The organism is Brevundimonas sp. DC300-4 (assembly GCF_049897365.1).
GTDB lineage: Bacteria > Pseudomonadota > Alphaproteobacteria > Caulobacterales > Caulobacteraceae > Brevundimonas.
In genome coordinates, this window is sequence record NZ_JAFCWC010000043.1 from 1 (window position 1) to 1,217 (window position 1,217).

Sequence of the window (1,217 nt, forward strand, 5' to 3'; positions counted from 1 at the left end):
GCGTTGCCTTCAAGGGCAAGGATTTTGGTCTCATCTTCGTTCCTTCGTCACTACGACGAGACCAAAATCCTCCTCTAAACGGAACCCTCAATCTGTCTCATTGGCGCTGACGGCGGACAGTCGGGGTTTAGCCCGCTGGCGATACGCACCTTCTGACGCAGATCTTCGAAGACCGCGATAAAGGACAGAACGATACAGGCCCGATGGGCCCCGGCACCGTAGCAGACCAGGGCCTCCTTCATGAAACTTTTGATCTCAGCGCCGACGACGCGTTCGAGCAGTTCTTCCATATCGGTGAGGCCGGAAGCCATGTCGTGTCCAATCGCGGCTCGCCGGGTTGTGGCGAACCTCTGCTACCGAGCCACGTACAGGACGTCGAGCCTGCGTGGAAAAGGCGGGTGGCAAAGTGCCAGCCGATGGAATACCGGCTGCGCGAGCTTGCGGCGCCCTCTTTAAAAGGATCGATGCGCGGTTCGCATCGATTGCTGCGATACCGGCAGGGGCGTTCGGTGGGACGGCAATTCCACTGCTGGCGCTTTGCGTTGCTTTTTCGCGCATAACAGACATTATCCGCAGGGACTGCTGGGCTACCTGAGCTCTTCGTGAGAGCGAGGTTAGTGCGTTCGCCCCGAACTATGTTGTCGGCGATCGTGGCCGAGCTAGAGCATTTTCCGATCAGTCTGCATCGTAGCCTGCGGCGGCGAAGTAGTTTGCGCATTCCTGCGGTGAGTAGGTCTGGATGATGCGGGCGATGGCGTCCCAGAGCTGCTCGATGGATCTGGCGGCGGCCTTTCTCAGCAGGGCCTTGAGCTTGGCGAAGGCGTTCTCGATCGGATTAAGGTCAGGGCTGTAGGGCGGCAGGAACAGCAGTCGTGCGCCGACGGCCTCGATCGCGTCCTTGATGGGCGTGCTCTTGTGGGCGGCGAGGTTGTCCATGATCACCACGTCGCCGGGATTCAGGGTCGGGGCCAGCACCTGCTGGACATAGGCCAGGAACCAGGCCCCGTTCATCGGGCCGTCGAGCACCATCGGGGCGGTCATGCCCGTCAGCCGCAGGGCGCCGACGAAGGTGGTGGTCTTCCAGTGACCATGGGGCATGCTGCACCTCAGCCTCTGGCCGCGCGGCGCACGCCCGTGGCGGCGGGCCATCTTGGTGGAGGCTCCGGTTTCGTCGATGAAGACCAGCCGTTCCGGATCGAGATCGAGCTGGTTCTCGA

General features: G+C 61.6%; 2 protein-coding genes. Both read right to left on the bottom strand.

What is annotated here, in order from left to right:
* Nucleotides 1-74: 74 nt before the first annotated feature.
* Nucleotides 75-311, bottom strand: coding sequence for a hypothetical protein (locus tag ACP7AZ_RS17770; protein WP_426039977.1), 237 nt, complete (start codon nucleotides 309-311; stop codon nucleotides 75-77).
* A 364-nt stretch (nucleotides 312-675) separates the two neighbouring features.
* Nucleotides 676-1,217 (bottom strand): IS630 family transposase (locus ACP7AZ_RS17775; protein ID WP_426039978.1); only part of this gene is annotated, 542 nt, incomplete at its 5' end.